This is a genomic window from Sphingomonas sp. FW306-05-A, from assembly GCF_058782275.1.
Map to the genome: position 1 here is coordinate 1,543,622 of NZ_JBYSXN010000002.1, position 17,353 is coordinate 1,560,974.

General features: G+C 66.1%; 18 protein-coding genes and 1 tRNA gene. 9 read left to right on the forward strand and 10 right to left on the reverse strand.

Going from position 1 to position 17,353, the window contains the following annotated elements; all coding sequences use genetic code 11:
- Positions 1–37: 37 nt before the first annotated feature.
- The 3 genes from AC3WJR_RS15985 to AC3WJR_RS15995 form a co-directional block, all read right to left on the reverse strand.
- Positions 38–1,450, reverse strand: a complete 1,413-nt coding sequence (locus AC3WJR_RS15985) for a hypothetical protein (protein ID WP_492725968.1) — start codon at positions 1,448–1,450, stop codon at positions 38–40.
- A gap of 348 nt (positions 1,451–1,798) precedes the next feature.
- Positions 1,799–2,644, reverse strand: coding sequence for a hypothetical protein (locus tag AC3WJR_RS15990; RefSeq protein WP_492725970.1), 846 nt, complete (start codon positions 2,642–2,644; stop codon positions 1,799–1,801).
- Positions 2,645–2,832: 188 nt separating this feature from the next.
- Positions 2,833–2,919 (reverse strand) — tRNA-Leu (locus AC3WJR_RS15995).
- 123 nt (positions 2,920–3,042) lie between these two features.
- Here AC3WJR_RS15995 and AC3WJR_RS16000 point away from each other — a divergent pair.
- The gene (locus tag AC3WJR_RS16000) at positions 3,043–4,425 is read left to right on the forward strand and encodes an MATE family efflux transporter (protein ID WP_492725971.1); all 1,383 of its coding nucleotides are present in this window, start codon (positions 3,043–3,045) and stop codon (positions 4,423–4,425) included.
- Here the strand turns inward: AC3WJR_RS16000 and AC3WJR_RS16005 are convergent.
- Entirely contained in the window at positions 4,376–5,149 is a 774-nt protein-coding gene (locus tag AC3WJR_RS16005) for a zinc-ribbon domain-containing protein (protein WP_492725973.1), read from the reverse strand. The genes AC3WJR_RS16000 and AC3WJR_RS16005 overlap by 50 nt on opposite strands.
- Positions 5,150–5,372: 223 nt before the next feature.
- Between AC3WJR_RS16005 and ftsE the strand changes: the two genes are divergently transcribed.
- The 4 genes from ftsE to AC3WJR_RS16025 are packed head-to-tail and all read left to right on the forward strand — an operon-like array spanning position 5,373 to position 8,234.
- Positions 5,373–6,104, forward strand: coding sequence for a cell division ATP-binding protein FtsE (gene ftsE, locus AC3WJR_RS16010; RefSeq protein ID WP_492725974.1), 732 nt, complete (start codon positions 5,373–5,375; stop codon positions 6,102–6,104).
- A complete protein-coding gene (locus AC3WJR_RS16015; RefSeq protein WP_492725976.1) occupies positions 6,101–6,988 on the forward strand; it encodes a cell division protein FtsX in 888 nt (295 codons plus the stop codon). Before ftsE ends, AC3WJR_RS16015 begins: the two co-directional genes overlap by 4 nt.
- The gene (locus AC3WJR_RS16020) at positions 6,985–7,527 is read left to right on the forward strand and encodes a YdcF family protein (RefSeq protein WP_492725978.1); all 543 of its coding nucleotides are present in this window, start codon (positions 6,985–6,987) and stop codon (positions 7,525–7,527) included. Before AC3WJR_RS16015 ends, AC3WJR_RS16020 begins: the two co-directional genes overlap by 4 nt.
- Positions 7,524–8,234 (forward strand): lysophospholipid acyltransferase family protein, encoded by a 711-nt coding sequence (locus AC3WJR_RS16025; protein WP_492725980.1) that lies wholly within the window; start codon positions 7,524–7,526, stop codon positions 8,232–8,234. Before AC3WJR_RS16020 ends, AC3WJR_RS16025 begins: the two co-directional genes overlap by 4 nt.
- 199 nt (positions 8,235–8,433) lie before the next feature.
- On the opposite strand, the gene AC3WJR_RS16030 is transcribed toward AC3WJR_RS16025, so the two are convergent.
- The gene (locus AC3WJR_RS16030; protein ID WP_492725983.1) at positions 8,434–9,342 is read right to left on the reverse strand and encodes a prephenate/arogenate dehydrogenase family protein; all 909 of its coding nucleotides are present in this window, start codon (positions 9,340–9,342) and stop codon (positions 8,434–8,436) included.
- A 99-nt stretch (positions 9,343–9,441) separates the two neighbouring features.
- Between AC3WJR_RS16030 and metX the strand changes: the two genes are divergently transcribed.
- From metX to AC3WJR_RS16050, 4 genes are read left to right on the forward strand one after another with little or no spacing between them, the layout of a single operon-like run.
- Complete coding sequence (metX, locus tag AC3WJR_RS16035; protein ID WP_354278680.1) at positions 9,442–10,557, forward strand: homoserine O-acetyltransferase MetX; 1,116 nt, start codon at positions 9,442–9,444, stop codon at positions 10,555–10,557.
- The gene (locus AC3WJR_RS16040; RefSeq protein ID WP_492725986.1) at positions 10,554–10,991 is read left to right on the forward strand and encodes a GNAT family N-acetyltransferase; all 438 of its coding nucleotides are present in this window, start codon (positions 10,554–10,556) and stop codon (positions 10,989–10,991) included. Before metX ends, AC3WJR_RS16040 begins: the two co-directional genes overlap by 4 nt.
- The gene (gene metW / locus AC3WJR_RS16045) at positions 10,988–11,620 is read left to right on the forward strand and encodes a methionine biosynthesis protein MetW (RefSeq protein ID WP_492725988.1); all 633 of its coding nucleotides are present in this window, start codon (positions 10,988–10,990) and stop codon (positions 11,618–11,620) included. Before AC3WJR_RS16040 ends, metW begins: the two co-directional genes overlap by 4 nt.
- 28 nt (positions 11,621–11,648) lie before the next feature.
- Positions 11,649–12,047 (forward strand): response regulator, encoded by a 399-nt coding sequence (locus AC3WJR_RS16050; RefSeq protein ID WP_492725990.1) that lies wholly within the window; start codon positions 11,649–11,651, stop codon positions 12,045–12,047.
- Between the two features lie 3 nt (positions 12,048–12,050).
- Here AC3WJR_RS16050 and AC3WJR_RS16055 read toward each other — a convergent pair whose 3' ends face one another.
- The 5 genes from AC3WJR_RS16055 to AC3WJR_RS16075 form a co-directional block, all read right to left on the reverse strand.
- Complete coding sequence (locus AC3WJR_RS16055; protein ID WP_492725992.1) at positions 12,051–13,574, reverse strand: sensor histidine kinase; 1,524 nt, start codon at positions 13,572–13,574, stop codon at positions 12,051–12,053.
- A gap of 32 nt (positions 13,575–13,606) precedes the next feature.
- Positions 13,607–14,185: a single-stranded DNA-binding protein gene (ssb, locus tag AC3WJR_RS16060; protein ID WP_492725994.1), complete on the reverse strand. Its 579-nt coding sequence runs from the start codon at positions 14,183–14,185 to the stop codon at positions 13,607–13,609.
- Between the two features lie 29 nt (positions 14,186–14,214).
- Positions 14,215–16,080 (reverse strand): ferrous iron transport protein B, encoded by a 1,866-nt coding sequence (feoB, locus tag AC3WJR_RS16065; protein WP_492725996.1) that lies wholly within the window; start codon positions 16,078–16,080, stop codon positions 14,215–14,217.
- 14 nt (positions 16,081–16,094) lie between these two features.
- A complete protein-coding gene (locus AC3WJR_RS16070; RefSeq protein WP_354278673.1) occupies positions 16,095–16,367 on the reverse strand; it encodes a FeoA family protein in 273 nt (90 codons plus the stop codon).
- Between the two features lie 272 nt (positions 16,368–16,639).
- Positions 16,640–17,344 (reverse strand): COQ9 family protein, encoded by a 705-nt coding sequence (locus tag AC3WJR_RS16075; protein ID WP_492725998.1) that lies wholly within the window; start codon positions 17,342–17,344, stop codon positions 16,640–16,642.
- Positions 17,345–17,353: the final 9 nt, after the last annotated feature.

The following is a 17,353-nucleotide window of genomic DNA, read 5'->3' on the forward strand; positions in this document are numbered from 1 at the left end:
CCAACCCCTCCCTTGCAGGGAGGGGAGAGGATGCCAGTTAGCGTTGCGCAGGTGCGTATTGCTCCTTGGGCGGTGAGGCCGTCACTGCAACGCCAAGGTTCAAAATGCCTGTATAAGGCCCGCCACGATTGTTCATGACGATCCCGCGAGCGACCTTTACCGCAGGCAGTGGAGCGGATTGTGGGCCGCAGCGCGTTGCCGACATACACGCCCAATACGACCCGCCGTTCCCCCGCGCGTCGAGACTGACGGTGCGATTGGCAGGCAGATAGCCAGCCATCGGGCGGTAGGGTGGCTTGGCCCAGGCCGGGGATGTCCGCATCGCCTGGTTGTTTCCAACCAGAACGAGCACGCGCCCTTCCGGCGGCACCCTGCTCATCAACGATGTCGCAAGCGCGTTCTCATAGTCGCCTGCCTTGAATCCGGCTGGTCCGGGATTGTACACAGGCTGGAAGGCGACCACGCTCGTGATATGCCCCGCCGCGCGCAACGCGCGCAGGCGCTGGAAAAGGTCGAAATACGCTTCGCTGGATCGACCGTCCTTGAACGGTTCGGTCCATAGCCTGCTCTCGAGAAAGCGTGATGTCGCTTCGGCATCACCATTGGACCCGATGAAGGCATCGATAGCGGGCTGTTCGATGGTCAGCTGTTCTACCGCGACGACCACCGGGCGGGTTGCGGATGCCAGACAAGCGAGGTCACCGAAGGTTTTTGGCGTTTCGGTCGTCCCATGGATTTCGCCGATGACAATCCACCGTAGCGAAGGTCGGCTGAGCAGCTTTTCTGATCCGGGGATCGGCTCGCACTCTGCCGGTTGCAGCTTGGCCGCGAACATTCTTGCCGGGGGTGCCGGCGTAAGACGCCGAAGCGGCGACTTCGAGCCGTCAGCAAGAGGAAGTTGTGCGGCCCTTTCAAGGGATTTTCGTTGTTCTTCCTGCGCCGCCAGCGGGGGCACGCCGAGGGCACCGCGGAGTGCGTCCGAAGCAAACGCGCGATTGAACGGCTCCTGCGATGTTCGACCATCCGCCTCGGTACGAAATTGCGTCCCGAGAATTTGCGGCTTGCCCGTGTTCTGCAGGTACCGATCAAGCGTGGCGGCCGCGATCCAGGTGGCACCGACCTTGCCCTTGGCGACGGCGATCGTGGCAAGCAAATGCGCTTTCAGATAGTGGTCGGGCGATCCCCCATGCTGAAACACAAAGGCTGCGTTGAAGAAGTCGTCACCGCTCTTCAAGGCACCGGCATCCAGCAAGGTTTGCGTACGTTTCAGGCGGGCCTCGTCTTGCGGGCCTACGATTGCCCAGTCGATAGCAGGGTCTTGTCGAGCCTTCTGGTCGGCGTTGAAGATCGCCGTCATCCCGGGATTGGAGGGTGTTTCGGGGGTTCCCGCGGGCGGTACCGATAGCGTGGACGCTGCCAGCAGGGAGAGGACAATCATCTGATTGAACATTGCCGGCCTCTCGCGGTTGATCGCATCAATCCCGCAAATGACTATCTTCGGTGCATGTGTTCAAGGCAATAATACTAGCCAGCATTGGCCTGCTGCACATCGATCCACCAAGGGGCCTGATAATTTTCGGGAAAGCGAGACTGCCATGCCTGCTCAAGGCGAACCTTGGTTCTTGCGCAGTCCAACGCGCACGATATTCGGTGGTGCAGTGGCGCGAGCCCAGACTGCGCGTCAACAGTTTCGCCACGGCTGTCCCTAAGCAAGCCTGGCAGCCCGCCAAGGCGCGTGGTCACCCTAGTCGATGTGCCAAAAGACCATGCCGCAGGACCCTGCGACATGGTCCTTACATCATTTGTCCGAACGAACAGGGGCCGTCGCAGCGGCGGGGAGACTGCCCGTCGTGGGCGTGGCGCTCGGCTTGAGCGACGTCTGCTGGAGCGGCATTGCCGCTGCCACGATTGGCTTGGGCGGCGTGGCGTCTGCAAAGGACACCGGAACGTCCTCGTCCAGCGAGCCCTTAATGATCGTTCCGGCGGGCATGTGAGGGCTCGTGCCAGTCATGAAAAATCCTGCTGGCAGGAACACAATGGCGGACACGGCCGCCGCGCCCAGACCAAGTGCGACGCCTTTGTCATCGAGGGTTCCCGACAATCGAATTTGGCGGTCTCCAATCCGCAGGTACAATAAGCGGATACCGAAATGACCCGACTTTCCCCACATTCCCTTGTTCGTTACGCTGGTGACTTCTCCGACGCCTGACGTTCCCGTCGGGATAACGATGTGATCTTCCAGTGTGATCGGCTCGCTGGTCTCCACTTCGAACCGCTGCCCGACTCGCAGAGCCTTGTTCTGGGTCGTCAGTTCAGATCGCAGCCTGACAGGAACTTGGGTTCCGATCCTAAGAACGGACGGAGCCGAGCCCCCAACGACCAGCGTTTGCTGTGCCGCAGCTACGGTCGCGAAGGTCTGCGTCGTCAGAAAGACGATCGCGCACAGTCTCAGGCTCATATTAATCCCCCCATTGAACAGGCTTGCCCCCAAGCCAGTTCTGAGCAGAGGATCATAGGCGATCGAAGTCAATTGCTGCTGATCAGCTAGTTTTAGCCGCGACTTGAAAATGCAAGAAAACAGCGCGCTGCTACTGTAGATTATTGGATATTTCGCTTTTTTGCGAACGCAGGAATCCAGGGTCAAGCAAGACAACGTCTTGTAGCGTGTGGAACCCTGGGCTCCTGCCTGCGCAGGAGAGCAAGCCGGGTTTCGCTTCCGTCTGACGAGGGGAGTCAGACTCCCGTTCGTACGAAGGCGACCAACGTTCGGTCAGGACCGGACAGCGCACTGGGCTCCCTGACGGGAGTATCTCATTTCAGCATCTGGGAAAATGGTGCGGCCGAGAAGACTCGAACTTCCACGGGCTTTCGCCCACAACGACCTCAACGTTGCGCGTCTACCAGTTCCGCCACGGCCGCACGTAACATCACCGGGCAAGCCCGGCAGCTGGTAGGCGAGCGCCCCTAGCAAGACTATTCGGGGGACGCAATGGCTGACGCTCAAGGCTTTCGCTTTTTATGCGCTTCCCGTAGCAGCAGGGTATGACCCCAGCGCGCCCTTCCACCCTGGCGGAGACGCGCCGGATCCTCGCGCTGGCGTGGCCGGTGATGCTCACCAGCCTCAACTGGACGATCCTCAACGTCACCGATGTCGTCGTGGTGGGCCTCACCGGGACCGAGCAGGTCGCCGCCTTCGGCGCGAGTCGCGCGCTGACCTTCGTGACGATCGTCGCGGGGCTGGCGTGGTTGTCGGGGATCCTCGTCTTCACCGCGCGGGCGGACGGCGCGCGCGATCTGCCCGCGACGGGCGCGACGCTGCGCGAGGGACTCGTGCTTGCGGCGATGTTGGGGCTGGTCGGCGCGCTCGGGTTCGGGCTGTTCGCGGGTCCGCTGCTGGGAATCATCGGAGTCGCGCCTGCGCTGGTCGATCCGGCGGCGGCGGTCGTGCGGGTGATGGCGCTCGCCTATCCCGCGCAAATGATCAGCATCGCGGCGAGCTTCTTCCTGGAGGGCGTCTCGCGCCCGCGGCGGGTGACGGTGGTCAACCTCGCGACGCTGCCGATCAACGCGCTGCTCGCCTGGGTGCTGGCGGACGGGCATTTCGGCGCGCCTGCGCTGGGGGCGGTCGGCGCGGCGCTCGCGACGACGATCGCGTCGCTGCTGGGCGCGGCGGGGATGCTCGGCGTGGCGTGGACGACCCGCGACGCGCGGGCGCGCGGCGTGCGGATCATGACGCTTGGCGCGTGGCGGGCGGCGGTGCCGGGCGCGCTCCGGCTCGCGCGGTTCGGCGCGGTGCCTGCGGTTGCATCGGGACTGGAACTCGCGGGATTTTCGATTCTCATCGCCCTGTCGACCGATCTCGGGCCGGTGACCGCGCATGCGTTCCAGATCGTCTTCTCACTCCACAACGTGACGTTCGGGGCGGCGGTCGGTCTTGCCTCGGCGGCGGGGGTGCGGGTCGGCAATGCGGTGGGGGAAGACCTGCCCGCGCAGGTCCGCTCGCGCGCGTTGATCGCCGTGGGGCTTGCGGCGGTGATCACGGGCGCGCTGGCGGTGGTGGTGCTGCTGTTCCGCGTGCCCGTGGTCGATGCGTTTCCGGCGGCGGCGGGGGTCCATGCGGCGGCGTTGGCGATGCTGCCGGTGTGGGTGCCGTTCATCCTGTTCGACGGGGTGCAGCTCGTGTTCGTCTACGCGCTCCGCTCGCTCGGCGATCAGATCGTCGCGGGGGTGAACAGTATCATCGCCTTCTTCGTCGTGACCGGGGGCCTCGGCTGGCTGCTGGTAACACAGGGCGCGGGGCCGCTCGGGCTGGTCTATGCCTCGGGTCTGGGGATGGTCGCGGCGACGGTGTTGCACGGCGCGCGATTCGTGCTGGTCAGTGCGCGGGTTCGCCCGAAAAGCTCAGCGACAGGAACTTCGCATTGACCGGCACGTCGAGTTTCGCGCTGTTGAACTCGACGCGCCCCTTCGGCGGCAGCGCGGTCGCCTCGGGGCGGATCACCCAGCTGAACACCACGCGGCGTTGCGAATCGAGCAGGTCGGCGCGGATATCGGGAACGCGCTGGCGCGTGTCGCTCGGGTTGAGCACCGTTCCGCTGACCGCGAAGACCTCGTTGCCGTTGTAATCGTGCCGATCGATCGGCTTGTTGACGATCCGGAGCGGGGTCTCGGTCGTGGAATGGAACAGCGCCGCGGCGGTCCGCGGGGCACCGTTGGTGATGATCGCCGCGGTCGCGCCGAGCATCGCGACGCCCGCGATGACCGCGGCGATCGTCCAGCGGCGTGCCGGGTTGCGGCGTGCGCGGAACGGTGGCTGATGCGCGAACGCGTCATAGTCGACAAAGCCGCGCGTTGGCTCGGGCGCTGCGGTCGCGGGACCTTGCGCGATCGGTGCGGCGTCGCGACGCAGCAACGCCGGGGCTTCGACCGGTTCGAGTGTGCGGGGCTTGAGTGGAATCGCCGCCGGGGCGTCCGGTTCCCCGTCATCCTCAACCTCTTCCGCGATCGGCTGATCGAGTTCGAGCGCGGGTTCGGGCTCCTGGAACCAGCTATGCTTGCAATTGGCGCAGCGCACGGTGCGCCCTTCCGGCCCGATCGCGCCATCGGGGATTACATAGCGGGTTTCGCACTCGGTACATTCGAGGATCATCGGGGGCATTCAAAATAGGGCAGACGCTGGGGCCCGGCAACGCGCAGCATACACCGGCCGGAACGTCCACGATGTACCGGGAATCTACGCGCTCCACGGTCCCCGTGGCAAGAGCCGTACGGGAAGCGTCGGATCGGCAAGGCACCTGCGCGCTTGTCGCGGCGGCGGAGATCGTGCGATGCAGGATGCGGGGCATGGACAAGTAGCGAGTAGCGCACGCCGCATGGCGAATATCGTTCAATTCGAGAATGTGGGGCTTCGCTACGGGACGGGGCAGGAGACGTTGTCCGACGTCAGCTTCGTGCTGTCGCGCGGCGCCTTCTATTTCCTGACCGGCGCGTCGGGCGCGGGGAAGACGTCGCTGCTCCGCCTGCTGTATCTCTCGCAACGCCCGACGCGCGGCAGCATCCGGCTGTTCGGCGAGGATGCGGTGACGTTGCCGCGCGCGCGGCTGCCCGGGTTCCGGCGGCGGATCGGGGTGGTGTTCCAGGATTTCCGGCTGGTTCCGCATCTGTCCGCGTTCGACAATATCGCGCTGCCGCTGCGCGTCTCGGGGGTGCCCGAGCGCGACGTCGCGGCGCCGGTGCGCGAGATGCTCGGCTGGGTCGGGCTGTCGGACAAGGTCGATGCGCGTCCCCCCACGCTGTCGGGCGGCGAGCAGCAGCGCGTCGCGATCGCGCGCGCGGTGATTGGGCGCCCGGAGATTCTCGTCGCAGACGAACCGACTGGCAACGTCGATCCCGACATGGCGGAACGCCTGCTCCACCTGTTCGATTCGCTCAACCGGCTGGGGACGACGGTGGTGCTCGCGACGCATGACTTCCACACGCTCGCCCGGATCCCGCACGCGCACATGCTGCGGCTCGACCAGGGGCGGTTGGTCGATCCGACGGGCGCGTTGCGCTTCCCGCCGCCTGGCGCAGTGCCCGGCACAGTGCCCGGCACAGTACAATGACCGCACGGCTCCTTGCGGCGGATCGGCGGTTGCTCGATGATCGGCGCGGTACGCGCGCGATGGCGTGGGTGATGGCAATCATGCTGTTCCTGACGGTGCTCGCCGCCGCATTCGGGCTCGCGACGCTGGGGGTCGCGGCGGTGCTCGACCGCCAGCTTGCCGGGCGGCTCACGGTGCAGATCGCCACGCCCGCCGAACACGCCCGCACCCGTGAGGCCGCAGCGGCGCTGGCGGCGTTGCAGCGGCTCCCCGAAGTGCGCCGCGCGGTCGCGGTGGACCCGGCGCATCTCGCCGACATGCTCGAGCCGTGGCTCGGCGCGGACGGGGCGGACTCCGACCTGCCGATCCCCGCGATGATCGATGTCGACCTGGCAGAGACGAGCCCTGCCACGCTGGCGCGGGTCCGCGCTGCGGTGCGCGCCGCCGCACCGGGCGCGCGGGTGGATCGTCAGGAAAGCTGGCTGGCGCCGGTGCGCTCGGTCATGACGATGCTGACCGGCATGGCGGGCGGACTGGTGCTGCTGATGGCGGGCGCGACCGCCGCCGTCGTGATCCTCGCGGCGCGTGCCGGGCTCGACACGCATAGCGATACGATCGACGTGCTCCACATGCTCGGGTCGACCGATGTCCAGGTCGCGCGGCTGTTCCAGCGGCGGATCGGTCTCGATACGCTGATCGGCGGCGTGATCGGGATGGCGGTGGCGTTCGGTGTGGTGATGCTGGTCGGCGCGCAGCTCGACGCGCTGGGGTCGGATCTCGTCGCCGGGTTGCGGCTCGGGGTGAGTGACTGGGTGATTCTTGCGTGTCTGCCGATTGCCTTTGCGCTGCTGGCGACGCTGGCGGCCCGCCTGGCGGTGCTCGCGGCATTGAGGCGGGTGTTGTGATCCTGCGCCTGATCGGAGTGTTGGCGGTGATGTGGGGCGGCGGGTTCGGCTTGTTCCTCGCGACCATGCCTGGGCCGGCACCCGTAGCGGGGGCGAAGACCGACGCGATCGTCGTGCTGACCGGGTCGTCGGGGCGAATCACGCGCGGGCTCGCGCTGTTGCAGGATCATGCCGCCAAGCGGATGTTGATCAGCGGTGTTGCGCCGCAGGTCCGACCCAGCGAGCTGGCGCACGAATATGACGTCAGCGCGCGGTTGTTCACCTGCTGCATCGATCTCGGGCACGAGGCGGTCGATACGCGCTCCAATGCGGACGAGACCGCCGACTGGGTACGCGAACACGGCTATCGCTCGGTCCGGCTGGTGACGTCCGACTGGCATCTGCCGCGCGCCCGGCTCGAACTCGTCAACGCGCTGGACGGCGACGCGACCGTGCTCGGCGACGGGGTGCCGAGCAAGCCACGCTATCCGGTGCTGATTGCCGAATATAACAAATTGCTGTTGCGCCGCGCGGCGTTGCTGATTGGGGCGGCTACATGAACGCGATACGCAATCTGATCTTCAAGATCGTGTTCTATACCGGGTCGGTGCCGATCGTGCTGACCTCGGCGATCTCCGCGCTGTTCGGCACCAAGGCGATGATCGCGCACACCCATTTCTGGACGCAATATCACGGCCTGACCACGCGGACGTTCCTGCGCATCTTCAAGCGGATCGAGGGCGAGCGATTCTACGACGGCCCGGTCCTGTACGCCGCCAAGCATCAGGCGATGTACGAGACGCTCGAGCTCGGGCGGATGCTGCGGCACCCGGCGATCGTGATGAAACAGGAGCTTGCCGACATTCCGGTATGGGGCTGGGCGGCGAAGCAATACGGGGTGATCGTGGTCGACCGCGAGGCGTCGGCGGGTGCGCTGCGGCGGATGCTGCGCGAGGCGCGGGTGGCGTTGTCGGCGGGGCGATCGATCTTGATCTTCCCCGAAGGCACGCGGGTCGCGCCGGGCGAGGAACCCGAACTCAAGGCGGGGTTTGCGGGTCTGTACCAGATGCTCAAGATCCCGGTCGTGCCGATCGCGATCGACAGCGGGCTGGTGTGGCCGCGCGAGGGGCCGCACCTTCCGGGGACGGTGACGTACCGCTTCGGCACGCCGATCCCGCCGGGCCTGCCACGCGAGGAAGCGGAAGCGCGCGTGCACGCGGCGATCAATGCGCTGGAGCGGGAGCCAGCAGGGGTGACCTCACTCTAGTTGCGTCATCCCCGCGACGGCGGGACATTTGCATTAAAGGCAATCGGTGGTTTGATTGTCATCCGCGCCCCAAAAGCTGCCGTCATGCTGAACTTGTTTCAGCATCCACCGTGCAACAGGCATAGTCCGGACTCGCGGATGGCTGGATCCTGAAACAAGTTCAGGATGACGGACGGTTTTTCAGCACCAACGAAGCGCGTTATTCGTGCGTGCGCCCGAAATCGGGGGCCGGATCGTCCTGCCCCTGTTCGATGATCCCGCGCCGGATATCGCGCGTCTTGGAGAACAGCTCGAACAGCTCGTCGCCCTTCCCCCAGCGGATCGCGCGCTGGAGTGCGGTCAGATCCTCGGAAAAGCGTTGCAGCATGTCGAGCACCGCCTCGCGGTTCGCGAGGAACACGTCGCGCCACATCGTTGGGTCGGACGCCGCGATCCGCGTGAAATCGCGGAAACCGCCCGCCGAATATTTGATCACCTCGGACTGTGTCACTTCCTCCATGTCCGATGCGGTCCCGACGATCGTATAGGCGATCAGATGCGGCAAATGGCTGGTGATCGCGAGCACACGGTCGTGATGGTCGGGCGCCATCATTTCGATCTCCGCGCCCAGCCGCCGCCAGAATTCCGCGACGCGCTCGACCGCGAGCGGATCGGTCCCCTCGGGCGGGGTGATGATGCACCAGCGTTTGTGGAACAGCGTCGCGAAGCCCGCCTCTGGGCCGCTGCGCTCGGTGCCCGCGACCGGATGCGCGGGAACGAAGACGACCCCCGGCAACGCTTCGCCCAGCGCGCGGACGACTTCCGCCTTGCAACTGCCGACATCGCTGACGATCGCCTCCGCTGGCAGGTCGGCGGCGAATTCCACGGCGGCGGCGCCCATCGCGCCGACGGGCACGCACAGGATGACGAGATCGGCGTCGATCACCGCAGCGCCACTGCTGTCGGCAACGTCGTCGAACAGCTCGATCCGGTCGGCAATCGCGCGGACGTCGGGGTCGGCGTCATAGCCGGTCAGCCGTACCGTCGGCATCGTCGCGCGGACCGCGCGCGCGATCGAGGATCCGATCAGACCGATGCCGATGATGGTGACGCGGGCGAAGGGCAACATGGCGCGCGGCATGGCGGATCGATCTGGCGAAGGCAAGCCGGAGCGCCGCCGCGCCGAGACGCTTGTACGCACGGCGGCACAGGCTTATCCGCTACGGCCATGGACGACACGCGCTTCGGGCTTGCCCGCCACGTCATGGTGCCGGGCCCGTTGCGGCTCGATGGCGGTGCGCTGCTGTCCCCGGTCGAGATCGCCTATGAGACCTATGGCACGCTCAATGCCGATCGCTCGAACGCGATCCTGATCTGCCATGCGCTGACCGGCGACCAGCATGTCGCCTCGCGGCACCCGGTGACGGGCAAGCCCGGCTGGTGGGAACGGATGGTCGGCCCGGGCAAGCCGGTCGATCCGACGCGGCATTTCATCATCTGTTCAAACGTCTTGGGCAGTTGCATGGGGTCGTCGGGTCCCGCCACGGTCAACCCCGCGACCGGCGTTCCGTGGGGGATGAGCTTCCCCGTCATCACGATCCGCGACATGGTGCGCGCGCAGGCGATGCTGCTCGATCATCTCGGGATCGAGACGCTCGCGGCGGTGGTCGGCGGGTCGATGGGCGGGATGCAGACGCTGAGCTGGCCCGCGACCTTCCCCGACCGGGTCCGCGCGGTCGTCGTCATCGCCTCGACCGCGCGGCACACCGCGCAGAACATCGCGTTCCACGAAGTCGGGCGACAAGCGGTGATGGCCGACCCGAAATGGCGCGAGGGGGCCTATTATGCCGAGGCCGACCCTCCCGCCGCCGGCCTCGCGGTCGCGCGGATGGCGGCGCATATCACTTATCTGTCCGAGGCCGGGCTCACCGCCAAGTTCGGGCGGCGGCTGCAGGCGCGCGACGCCAAGAGCTTCGGGTTCGACGCCGATTTCCAAATCGAAAGCTATCTGCGGCACCAGGGGATCAGCTTCGTCGACCGGTTCGACGCCAACTCCTATCTCTACATTACGCGAGCCATGGATTATTTTGATCTTGCGGAGGAACATGGCGGCCACCTCGCCAACGCCTTCCGCGCGACCAAGGCGCGCTTCTGCCTGGTCAGTTTCGATACCGACTGGCTGTACCCGACCGCGGAATCGCGCGCGATCGTCCACGCGCTCAACGCGGCGGGTGCGCCGGTCAGTTTCGTCGAATTGTCGAGCCCGTTCGGGCACGACGCGTTCCTGCTGGAGGCGCCCGAGTTGAACCGCGTCGTCGATGGTTTCCTGAGGGCTGGCGCATGACCGAAATTATCCTGTCCGACGACAGCGCGCTCTCGCAGGTGGATCGCATCCACGGCTGGCTCGCGTCGAGCTACTGGTCCCCCGGCATCGCGCGCGCGACGGTCGCGCGTGCGATTGCGGGGTCGCACGCGCTGGGCGCGTATCGCGGGACCGAGCAGCTCGGCTTTGCGCGGATGATCACCGACGGCGCGACCTTCGCCTGGCTGGCGGACGTATGGGTCGACGAGCCCGGCCGTGGCCGCGGGCTCGGGCGGCGGATGGTGGCGTGGTTCCTCGACCGCTCCGATTATGCCGCGCTCCGCCGAATCGGGCTGGTCACCAATGATGCGCACGGCGTCTATGCCGCGCTCGGCTTCCATCCGTTGCTGCGTGCCGACCGCTATATGGAACGGCTGTCGCCCGAAGCCGCCGCGATGCTGCGGGCGCCGCAATGACGCTCCGCCCCGATCTCGCGATCATCGCCGACCGGATCGAACCCGGCGCGCGCGTGCTCGACGTCGGGTGCGGCGATGGCGCACTGATGGCGGCGTTGCGCGATACCAAGCACGTCGATGCGCGCGGGCTCGAACTCGATGCGGGCAATGTCGCGGCGGCGGTGTCGCGCGGGCTGTCGGTGATCCAGGGCGATGCCGACATCGACCTCGCCGAATATCCCGACGCCAGCTTCGATTACGCGATCCTCAGCCAGACGCTACAGACCGCGCACCGCCCCGACGTCGTGCTCGATCATCTGCTCCGGATCGGACGGCGCGCGTTCGTGTCCTTCCCCAATTTCGCGCATTGGCGCGTGCGGCTGTCGCTGCTGTGGGGCGGGCGGATGCCGGTGACGCGGTTATTGCCCGAGCAATGGTTCGACACGCCCAACATCCACCACGTCACGATCGACGATTTCCGTGCGTTCGTGAAGGTGCGCGACATTGCGGTCGAGGGGGCATGGTTCCTGTCGGGTGACAAGCAGACGACCTCCGCGGCCGCGAACTTCCGTGCGGAACATGCTGTATTCTTACTTAGTTCTAAAGATTCTGCGGAACCAAAGCTTTCTGCGCGGGGTTCGCAGCATTAACTTACATCATGCAGATCGTGTTCCCGTTATGTCCATCCCCACCGCGCTGATCGTCGAAGACGAGATCTTCGTCGCGCTCGATCTCGAGCGTATCCTGGTCGACGCGGGCTATGCGGTGAAGGCAATCGCGGCGGACAAACTGGGCGCCCTCGATGCTGCCGAGAATTGCAGTTTCGCGCTGGTCGACATCAATCTGCGCGACGGTCCGACCGGACCCGAGCTTGCGAGGACGCTGGCGGAAAAATACGGTCTGAAGGTCGTGTTCGTGACCGCCAACCCGAGCCAGATCGCGCACCCGAGCGGCGCCCTCGGCTATGTGCGCAAGCCGTTCAGCGAATCGGCGATCCTGTGCGCGGCGGCTGCGGCAACCGCCGGGGACACGCCGCGGCAGGAAGGCGTCAACGCCGACTTCGTCCTGCTCGCCTGACCGTCAGCCGCGGCTCAGCGCCGCGTTCGATACCTTCAACACGACCCGCAGCCCGTCCTCCGCCCAATCGTGGACGACGGTCCCGCCCAATTGTCGCGTCGCGCTCAGGTCGATCAGCTGCGCGCCAAACCCCACGGTTGCGGGATGCGACACCGCAGGCCCCCCATGCTCGTGCCAGGTCAGCGCGACCTGGTCGGCATCGACATCGATCGTCACCGCGACATGGCCCGAATCGTTCGACAATGCGCCATATTTGACCGCGTTGGTGGCGAGTTCGTGAAACAGCAACGCAAGCGGTGTCGCCGACCGGTCGTCGATCGCGACGTCAGTCCCGCTGACGCGGATTCGCGCGGCGTCAGCCGGCTGATACGGCAGGAACAGCGCCTCGAGCAGTCCGTGAAGGCTGTTCTGGTGCGCGTGCGGCCGTGAGTTCGCGCTGTGCGGGCGAACGAAGTCGTGCGCGCGGCCAAGCGCGGTGACACGCGAACGAAGATCGTCCGCGATCGGGCGGAAATCGGGATGCGATCGCGCGGCAAACGAGATCAGTCCCGAGATCACCGCAAAGATGTTCTTGATGCGGTGGCTCAATTCCTGCGCGATGACCTCGCGCTCTTCGCTCGCCAGTTTCTGTTCGTGGATGTCGGTGCAGGTGCCGATCCAGCGCAGGATCGCGCCGCTGTCGTCGGTCATCGGCAGCGCGCGGCCGAGCGTCCAGCGATAGGTGCTGTCATGGTGTCGCAGCCGGTATTCGATCTGATACGGCTCCCCGGTCGCGAGCGAATGCTGCCACACGGCCCACGCGCGATCCTGATCGTCGGGGTGGAAAATGTCGTTCCAGCCCGCGCCATCGGTCGACCCTGCGGGCACGCCCGTGAATTCGTACCAGCGCGCATTGTAATAATCGTGGAAACCGTCGGGCAGCGTCGACCACACCATCTGCGGCATGCTGTCCGCCAGCGTGCGGAACCGCCCTTCGCGATCCGCGATCACCGCGCGCGCGCTTTCCTTGTCGCGGCTGTCGGTCAGGCGGTTGAGCACGTCGTTCGCCAGAACCTTCAAACCGCGGCGTTGCAACGGGGTCAGCCCTTCGCGCGTCTCGGTGTCGATGATGCACAGCGACCCCAAAGGAACGCCGTCGTCGCTGACCAGCGGGACACCGGCATAGAAGCGGATCCCCATCTCGCCGGTGACGAGCGGATTGTCGGTAAAGCGCGGGTCCAGCCGGGCATCGGGAACGACCATCACGTCGTCGCCGAGCATCGCATGCGCGCAGAACGACATTTCGCGCGGCGTCTCGGTCGCATCGAGCCCGGTGCGCGACAGGAATGTCTGCCGGCTGAGTTCGACGATGCTGACCAGCGCGATCGGCGCGTCGCACAATTCTGCGGCGAAATCGGTGATCGTCTTCAGCGCCGCGTCGTCGCGCAGCGTGTCGATCCGGTGCTCGGCAATGGCTGCCGCGCGAACCGTCTCATCGACGCGCCAGCCGTGGCCGATCGGCGCGTCGAACGAAAGGGCATTTATCATAGGTTAACCGAACGCTGCGGGACCGGTTCAGTTCAGAACGGAACGTCGTCGTCGAGATCGTCCGCGAACCCGCCGCGAGCCGCACCACCACCGGACGAACCGCCGCCGGACGCGCCGCCGCCGCGGCTTGCGCCACCACGGTTGCCGCCGCCGCCGTAGCCACCACTACCGCCGCCGCCCGAGCCGCCACCGAAGTCGTCGCCACCGCCGAAGTCGTCACGACCACCGCCGCCGCCGCCCGCACCGCCGCCCGCACCCGGCGCACCGTCGAGCATCGTCAGCACGCCGTTGAAGCCCTGCAGCACGATCTCGGTCGAATAGCGGTCCTGCCCCTGCGCGTCCTGCCATTTGCGCGTCTTGAGCGCGCCCTCGATATAGACCTTGGAACCCTTGCGCAGATAGCGCTCCGCGACGCCGCCCAGCGCCTCGTTGAAGATCGCGACCGAATGCCATTCGGTCTGCTCCTTGCGCTCGCCGCTGTTCTTGTCTTTCCAGCTTTCCGACGTCGCGATGCGCAGGTTGACGACCTTGCCGCCGTTCTGGAAGCTCTTGCTTTCGGGATCGCGGCCAAGATTGCCGACGATGATCACCTTGTTGACGCTGCCCGCCATGTCTTTCGCATCCCGCTGCTAGGGGGCCGTTACAGCCCGAGTCCGATTGCCGCCCAATAGGTGGCTCCTGCAGCGATGTAGGCGAGCGTGAACAAATAGCCAACCATGAAGGCGGGCCAGCGCCAACCGTTGGTCTCGCGCCGGGTGACGGCGATCGTGGAAATGCACTGCGGCGCGAAGACGAACCACATCAGGAAGGCGAGCGCGGTCGGCAGGCTCCAGCGCCCACGGAGGTTGTCGATCATCTGTCGCCCCCCCGACGCGCTGTCGGGATTGTCGATCGCATAGACCGTCCCGATCGCGGCGACCGCGACTTCACGCGCCGCCATCGCCGGGATCAGCGCAAGCACGATGTCGCGGTTGAACCCAATCGGGCGGAACGCCGGCTCGATCGCATTGGCAATACGGCCTGCAACCGAATAATTGACCGGCGAGACTGTGCTTCCGACCGGCGGCTTGGGGAAGCTCAGCAACGCCCACAGGATCACGGTCGAGAACAGGATGATCGTGCCGGCGCGCTTGAGGAAGATCTCCGCGCGCGCCCACAGCCCGATCGCGACGTCGCGCAACCGCGGCATCTGATATTTGGGCATTTCCATCATGAAGCCCGACGAGACGCCTTGGGTGACGGTCCGCCGCAGCACCAATGCAACGACGAACGCACCGACCACACCGAGCAGATAGAGCGAGAACATCACCAGCCCCTGCAACCCGATGAAGGGCAGCACTTGCCGGTTGGGAATGAACGCGCCGATCACCAGCGTGTACACCGGCAGCCGCGCCGAGCAGGTCATCAGCGGCGCGATCAGGATGGTGGTCAGCCGGTCCTTCTCGTCCTCGATCGTGCGAGTCGCCATGATCCCGGGAATCGCGCAGGCGAAACTTGACAGGAGCGGAATGAACGCACGCCCCGACAGGCCGACGCTCGCCATGATGCGGTCCATCAGGAAGGCGGCGCGGACCATATAGCCCGATGCCTCGAGCACGAGGATGAACAGGAACAGGATCAGGATCTGCGGCAGGAACACGATCACCGCGCCGACCCCTGCGATCACCCCGTCAGTGACGAGCGAGCGCAGAATCGAATCGGGCAGGTTCGCCTTGATCATGTCCTCGAGCGCCTTGAACCCCGCGTCGATCGCGTCGGCGGGGACGGTCGCCCAGCTGAACACCGCCTGGAACATCACGAACAGGATCGTGGCCAGCAGCAGCAGCCCGAACACCGGATGCAGCGCGACGGCGTCGAGCGCATGCGTCCAGCGGCGCACCGGTGCTTCGGAAATCGTCGCCGCGGTCGCGATGTGGCGTGCGCGGCGTTGCAGCGTGACAATGTCCTCGCCGATCGCATGGTTGCTCGGGCGCAGCCGGATCGCGGCGTCGGCATCAACGATCCCGGCGAGCAGCGTCTTGAGCTCGTCCAGCCCGCGCCGCCGCACCGCGACGGTCGCGACGACCGGGACTCCGAGTTCCTCGGACAGTTTTTTGGGATCGAGCGTCAGACCGTCGCGCTCGGCGAGATCGAACATGTTGAGCGCGACCACCACCGGTAAGCCCAGCGCGATCAACTGGAGCGCAAAGCGCAAGTGGTTGTCGAGGTTGGACGCGTCGAGCACCACCACCAGCGCATCGGGCAGCCGCTCGCCGGTCTGCGTGCCGGTGACGACGTCACGCGTGACGCGTTCGTCGGGGCTCGAGGGATCGAGGCTGTACGCGCCGGGAAGATCGACCAGATCGACGGTCCGGCCATCCGCCAGCACGAGCTTGCCCGAATGCCGCTCGACCGTGACGCCGGGATAATTGCCGACCTTCTGGCGCGCGCCGGTCAGCGCGTTGAACAGCGCGCTCTTGCCGGCATTGGGATTGCCGACCAGCGCCACGAGTGGCGTGGCGGTCATCGTTGAGGAATCACTTATTGCGTGACGGGCGAAACAAGGATCGCGCCCGCAACCGCGCGGCGCAGGGCAACGGTCATCCGCCCGATCCGGCATGCGATCGGCCCCTTGCCGAGGCTTGCGCGGTGCAGCACTTCGACTCCAACGCCTTCATCGAAGCCGAATTCGCGCAAGCGGCGCGCCTCCGGAGTCGACAGATGCGTCCAGTCGATCGCGGAAACGGTCGCGACCTGACGGTGCGGCAGCGATTCGAGGCTGAGGGAATGCTTCACGGGAGTGGACATATCCATGATGCGACTGATTATCAATAACGGGAGCGGATAGCCAGTGATATTTGCGATCGGTTCGCAGCTCGTCGTATTAACGCCGCAGGATGGCGCGGTCGCTCGCCGTCTCCTCGCGCGCCCCAAAAGTTGCCGTCATGCTGAACTTGTTTCAGCATTCACCGTGCGACAAGCATGGACCGGACTCGTGGAGGGCTGGATCCTGAAACGAGTTCAGGATGACGGACGGTTTGGCAAAACGCGCGCACCCTGTCGGACGACGCTTGCCCCCCGCGAAATCACACCGCCGGATACCGCAACCGCCCGACAAACCGCGAGAAACTCGGACGCAGCTCCGACTGGCCTACCAGCCGTGCCTTGACGCGTTCGAACCGCATGATCCCCCAGATCCGCCGCGCGAGGAAAGCGCGCGTGTCGGCATGGCCGTCGCTCGCATCGTCCAGAAACACGGTAACCGTCGCGCCGTAAACGCCCGCGAGCAGCGTGCGCTTGGTATAATGGTTATAGTCGGTCGCGGTATCGCCCGCCGCGCGCCACATCACGTCGGCGGCGTGCCAGCCGAGCTTCACCCCGCGCACCGCATTCTGCGGCAACGCCAGGATCGCCAGCGCGCGCCGCAATGCCTCGCGGTTGGGCGCGACGATATCGAGCCGCGCCTCGACCAGCGCGGTGATCCGGTCGCGGATCTTCATCGTCATCAGCCGTTCCTGCGGCAGCCGCGCAAGCATCTCCGCGTCGATCGCTGCGAACCACGCCTCGATCATGTCGACCGCTCCGCCCGGAAAGGCGAGCCGTGCGACATCGCGGTCGACCTCCGCCTGATCCGCCGCCATGTCGCGCGCGGCATCGCCCCAGCCGTCGAACCCGGCATTGTCCGCGATCGACGGCGCGAGCGCGGCGCGGATCTCGTCGAGCGTCGCATCGGCGAGCCGATTGGCGGTGAGGGTGGCGGGGGCTACGGAGAGCGGGATCGGATCGGCCATCCGCCCTAT

What these genes read in the sequence shown, in the direction of transcription:
- AC3WJR_RS15985 (WP_492725968.1), bottom strand. Translation starts at nt 1,450, where the DNA reads ATGTTCAATCAGATGATTGTCCTCTCCCTGCTGGCAGCGTCCACGCTA.
- AC3WJR_RS16000 (WP_492725971.1), top strand. Translation starts at nt 3,043, where the DNA reads ATGACCCCAGCGCGCCCTTCCACCCTGGCGGAGACGCGCCGGATCCTC.
- AC3WJR_RS16005 (WP_492725973.1), bottom strand. Translation starts at nt 5,149, where the DNA reads ATGATCCTCGAATGTACCGAGTGCGAAACCCGCTATGTAATCCCCGAT.
- ftsE (WP_492725974.1), top strand. Translation starts at nt 5,373, where the DNA reads ATGGCGAATATCGTTCAATTCGAGAATGTGGGGCTTCGCTACGGGACG.
- AC3WJR_RS16015 (WP_492725976.1), top strand. Translation starts at nt 6,101, where the DNA reads ATGACCGCACGGCTCCTTGCGGCGGATCGGCGGTTGCTCGATGATCGG.
- AC3WJR_RS16025 (WP_492725980.1), top strand. Translation starts at nt 7,524, where the DNA reads ATGAACGCGATACGCAATCTGATCTTCAAGATCGTGTTCTATACCGGG.
- AC3WJR_RS16030 (WP_492725983.1), bottom strand. Translation starts at nt 9,342, where the DNA reads ATGTTGCCCTTCGCCCGCGTCACCATCATCGGCATCGGTCTGATCGGA.
- metX (WP_354278680.1), top strand. Translation starts at nt 9,442, where the DNA reads ATGGACGACACGCGCTTCGGGCTTGCCCGCCACGTCATGGTGCCGGGC.
- AC3WJR_RS16040 (WP_492725986.1), top strand. Translation starts at nt 10,554, where the DNA reads ATGACCGAAATTATCCTGTCCGACGACAGCGCGCTCTCGCAGGTGGAT.
- metW (WP_492725988.1), top strand. Translation starts at nt 10,988, where the DNA reads ATGACGCTCCGCCCCGATCTCGCGATCATCGCCGACCGGATCGAACCC.
- AC3WJR_RS16050 (WP_492725990.1), top strand. Translation starts at nt 11,649, where the DNA reads ATGTCCATCCCCACCGCGCTGATCGTCGAAGACGAGATCTTCGTCGCG.
- AC3WJR_RS16055 (WP_492725992.1), bottom strand. Translation starts at nt 13,574, where the DNA reads ATGATAAATGCCCTTTCGTTCGACGCGCCGATCGGCCACGGCTGGCGC.
- ssb (WP_492725994.1), bottom strand. Translation starts at nt 14,185, where the DNA reads ATGGCGGGCAGCGTCAACAAGGTGATCATCGTCGGCAATCTTGGCCGC.
- feoB (WP_492725996.1), bottom strand. Translation starts at nt 16,080, where the DNA reads ATGACCGCCACGCCACTCGTGGCGCTGGTCGGCAATCCCAATGCCGGC.
- AC3WJR_RS16070 (WP_354278673.1), bottom strand. Translation starts at nt 16,367, where the DNA reads ATGGATATGTCCACTCCCGTGAAGCATTCCCTCAGCCTCGAATCGCTG.
- AC3WJR_RS16075 (WP_492725998.1), bottom strand. Translation starts at nt 17,344, where the DNA reads ATGGCCGATCCGATCCCGCTCTCCGTAGCCCCCGCCACCCTCACCGCC.